The following is a 3,494-nucleotide window of genomic DNA, read 5'->3' as shown; positions in this document are numbered from 1 at the left end:
AGGGCGGGCGTATTGATTTCTTTGAAATTAAGCAAGGGAGTCGGGCTGCCGTGCGTTTAGGACGGGCGCTGGGCTATGCGGCGGCGAATTTCTTTACCTTTGGGGCGTGGGAGCTCATTGGTTCGAGTGTCGAGACAAATGTCGGGAGTGCGCAGATTATTTCGGTGCGTGTGATGTATCGTTTCTCTCGTCTTCATCGAGAGGATGTCGTCACGCGGGTGCATTTCAAGCATGGTGATGAATGGCTCACAGCCTCTGAGATTGAAGAGCGAGAGGAGCACACATCGTCAGCGCCATAATCATAATAAAGACGGCGCATGAGGCTTTGCTCCTTGGGTGTGATGGTGTCTGTTTACAGATACACACAAAGAATAAAGGGGGCTATAATGGCGCGGTCGCCTCTCTATGATGTGGGAGGAGAAGGGTGGTGTGAAGAAGGGGGCGTAGCTCAGTTGGGAGAGCATTCGCTTTGCAAGCGAAAGGTCACCGGTTCGAGCCCGGTCGCCTCCACCATCATCGTTCTCTTGCTCTTACCTTGTGGCGTCACTGGACGTTATGTTTTATGACAACAAAGATCAACGACCTTGATTTAGAGCATTGGAAGGCGTATGACGACATTGTAACAGATAGTTTGTGGCTGGTGGGAGGGCGTGATAGGTCGGGTGCTCACAATAATGCCTATCATGGCAACTTTATTCCGCAGATTCCCTATCAGATGATGCGGCGCTACACCAAGCGGGGCGATGTCGTTTTGGATACCTTTTTAGGTCACGGCACGACTCTCATTGAAGCAAAAAGGCTAGGTCGCCATGGCATAGGGCTTGAATTATCGCCTGATGTCGCGTGTCAAGCGCAAGACAATATCGCAAGGCAATCAGCGCCTTGCGAGGGCGATGGAGAGCCTGTATCGTCTCCCGTATCGTCTCATGTCATCGTTGCTGACAGCACGACACAAGAGGCGCGGGACAGGGTTCAGGCGATTTTGCGTGGCATAGGGAGCGCCCATCTTCACCTTATCATCATGCATCCCCCCTATCATGATATTATCGCGTTTAGCGACAAGGCCGAGGATATAAGTAATGCGCCCTCTGTGGAGGAATTCACAAAAAAATGTGGTGATGTGGTTGAGAATTTTGTTCCCTTCTTAGACCATGGTCGTTATCTTGCCATTGTTATCGGTGATAAATACACGAACAGCGCATGGGTGCCTCTTGGGTTTTACCTCATGCAAGAGGCATTGGCGCGGGGGGACGCGCTGAGGCTCAAGGCGATCGTTGTGAAGAACATGACGGGTAACCGCGCCAAAATTCAGCAAGACAATCTATGGCGGTATCGTGCCTTGACGGGAGGTTTCTACATTTTCAAGCATGAATATATTCTCTTATTCCAAAGGACGTGACAGCATGGGGCTATTGCGCATGATATTGACAATGTGGGGAGCATTGTCTATGATGGCGGGGTGTTGTGTATGGGGTGGTGTGGTGATAGGCTTTCATTTTCAGTGTGGGAGGATGGTTTGATGACTCTTGTGGATATGGTTGTGGGTGAGGGCTGGTTACCGGGCTTAGTTGTTGGGGCGGTGTTGAGTTTTTTGTTTATGGTGGCGTTGGGGCGGAGCGCTGGCGGCAGGCGGATGTTGTCTCACATAGGTTTTAAGGGAACATTGACGTCGTCATTATTGGGCATGGCGTTGCATATTGTCGGTTTGTTTTTGTTTGCGCTGATGGTTGCTCTTGTGATGCAGGCAAGCGGTTGGTCTCGTGGCTTTGATGAAGGATGGGTACAGGCCGTTATCTTTTTAGGGGTTGTTGTGTCGGTCTTTGCGTTCATATGGGGTCACTATACGGGAAAGGGTTTAGAGTCTGTGGTGATGCTCGTGCTTGCCCGTTTGGTGCCAGTCCTTGTGATAGCGTCATCTCTTGCTCTGTTGGGGTGATGATTGTGCTGTATTGTGGGTGATATGATGATAGGCGTGGTGCGAAAGAGGCGTTATTTATCCTTTGTGGCTGTGGTTTTGTGTCTGTCTGGCTGTGGCGGTGGGGCGTTGGATGACGAGACGCCTCTTCCTGAGGGGCATTATCGCCTTGTCATTGAGAGGGGTCTAGAGATGGATGATGTGCAAGAGATTTTAGGTGAGCCTCTTGCCCGTGCGCAGACTCATGATGATGGGGAGGTATGGTCTTATCGGCGTCGGGGTTCTTTTATCTCGGCAGATGGGTCGCATGAGATTTTAGGCACGCTTTTTTTGTTTGATAGGGGTGCTCAGAATGCGGACAGGTCTCTTCCTTTGCTCAATATCGTTTTTCACTTTGATTCGAGCGAGGAAGTAACTTCTTTTAATAGCTATGGAGAGTGAGCGATGGTCTATGGAAAGATAGCGTATGGTGTTGGGGCGGTTGTGTGGGTGGTGTTGGCGTCTTGTAGCGTCTATCAGGATGTGGGCCCTGTTGATGATTTAGGGGCGACGCCTTTTACGCATGGGCAAGTGCAGTTGACGTTGAAGAAGGGGCAGACGACACAAGCCCAAGTGTTAGAGACGTTTGGTGCGCCTAATGTGGCGACTCGTGATGGCAATGGCGACGAGTTATGGACGTATCAGAAATATGCGACTGTTTCTCGTGCGACCAGTTCTGCTGAGAGCTTTGCGTGGACGGTGATATTGCTTGGTGGTCGTAGTCGGCGTGGTGGGGCGGCGTCTGGGACGTCATCGCGCACCGTGACGCTCATCATTCGTTTTAACGGGGATGGTATCGTGGAAGACTTTAAGAGTCGCACATCGTCTTTTTAGGGGAGGGACAAGAATATGACGATCATGCCGATAGGCGCATATGGCGGGGTGAGGCGGGGAGGTTCTCGCGCGTTTGTGTGCGCTGTTCTCTGTGTGGCTCTGTCGTCATGCGCGTTTTCTCGTGGTTCTGCTGTTCCCGCCTTACCGCCATTGACGCCATTACAGATAGAGGAGCTTCAGTCGCGAGAATTATCGAGTCAGCCCAACGCTGTCTTTAAGGCGACATTGGGCGCGTTGCAGGGGTTAGGCTATATCGTGGAGAGTGCGAATATCGATGCTGGCTTTATCAATGCGAACACGCCAAGGACTGTCGTCACGGCTAACAGGTCGGGGCCGACGAGTCTTGCTGACTTGGTCTTAGGCGCGATTGTTGTGGGGGCGATCATCGCGGCGACTGATGGTCCTTCTTATTATGGAGGGGATGGGAGCGGCGGTCCCGACAAGGTGACGCGCCATGTGCGCCTGACGGCCAATGTGCGAGCAAATCGAGGGAGTCAGGGTGGCGGGAGCATTCTACGCGTGAGCCTTGTCGAGGTGCTGAACCGAGCGGGCGGTCGTGGCCAGCTCTCAGGGGAGGACAACCCCATTTATGATGGCGAACTCTATCGCCAGATTTTCGAACGCATCGAGGACGAACTCTTTGTGGATGAAGGCTTACCATCCAATAGTCCTTAGCGCTCTCTCCGTCCCAGCGCCTCTGTGCGTG

The 3,494-nt window shown here is 52.3% G+C and carries 6 protein-coding genes and 1 tRNA gene; all 7 read left to right on the top strand.

What is annotated here, in order from left to right; genetic code table 11:
- Positions 1–299: hypothetical protein (locus tag GDA54_07090; GenBank protein MBC6498060.1), on the top strand; the 299-nt coding region annotated here is incomplete at its 5' end.
- Between the two features lie 138 nt (positions 300–437).
- Positions 438–513: transfer RNA gene (locus GDA54_07085), tRNA-Ala, on the top strand.
- 49 nt (positions 514–562) lie between these two features.
- Positions 563–1,399 (top strand): DNA methyltransferase, encoded by an 837-nt coding sequence (locus GDA54_07080; protein MBC6498059.1) that lies wholly within the window; start codon positions 563–565, stop codon positions 1,397–1,399.
- Between the two features lie 120 nt (positions 1,400–1,519).
- Complete coding sequence (locus GDA54_07075) at positions 1,520–1,936, top strand: hypothetical protein (GenBank protein MBC6498058.1); 417 nt, start codon at positions 1,520–1,522, stop codon at positions 1,934–1,936.
- Positions 1,937–1,960: 24 nt separating this feature from the next.
- Positions 1,961–2,356: a hypothetical protein gene (locus GDA54_07070; protein MBC6498057.1), complete on the top strand. Its 396-nt coding sequence runs from the start codon at positions 1,961–1,963 to the stop codon at positions 2,354–2,356.
- A gap of 3 nt (positions 2,357–2,359) precedes the next feature.
- Positions 2,360–2,788 carry a hypothetical protein gene (locus tag GDA54_07065; protein MBC6498056.1) on the top strand — a complete coding sequence of 143 codons (429 nt, stop codon included), beginning with the start codon at positions 2,360–2,362 and terminating at the stop codon, positions 2,786–2,788.
- A gap of 24 nt (positions 2,789–2,812) precedes the next feature.
- Positions 2,813–3,463 (top strand): hypothetical protein, encoded by a 651-nt coding sequence (locus GDA54_07060; GenBank protein ID MBC6498055.1) that lies wholly within the window; start codon positions 2,813–2,815, stop codon positions 3,461–3,463.
- The last annotated feature ends 31 nt before the right edge of the window (positions 3,464–3,494 follow it).

This window comes from Alphaproteobacteria bacterium GM7ARS4 (assembly GCA_014332745.1).
Lineage (GTDB): Bacteria > Pseudomonadota > Alphaproteobacteria > GM7ARS4 > GM7ARS4 > GM7ARS4.
The sequence above is the reverse complement of the archived record's forward strand: the minus strand, read 5'-3'. Positions and strand labels throughout refer to the sequence as shown.

What these genes read in the sequence shown, in the direction of transcription:
- GDA54_07080 (MBC6498059.1), top strand. Translation starts at nt 563, where the DNA reads ATGACAACAAAGATCAACGACCTTGATTTAGAGCATTGGAAGGCGTAT.
- GDA54_07065 (MBC6498056.1), top strand. Translation starts at nt 2,360, where the DNA reads ATGGTCTATGGAAAGATAGCGTATGGTGTTGGGGCGGTTGTGTGGGTG.
- GDA54_07070 (MBC6498057.1), top strand. Translation starts at nt 1,961, where the DNA reads ATGATGATAGGCGTGGTGCGAAAGAGGCGTTATTTATCCTTTGTGGCT.
- GDA54_07075 (MBC6498058.1), top strand. Translation starts at nt 1,520, where the DNA reads ATGACTCTTGTGGATATGGTTGTGGGTGAGGGCTGGTTACCGGGCTTA.
- GDA54_07060 (MBC6498055.1), top strand. Translation starts at nt 2,813, where the DNA reads ATGCCGATAGGCGCATATGGCGGGGTGAGGCGGGGAGGTTCTCGCGCG.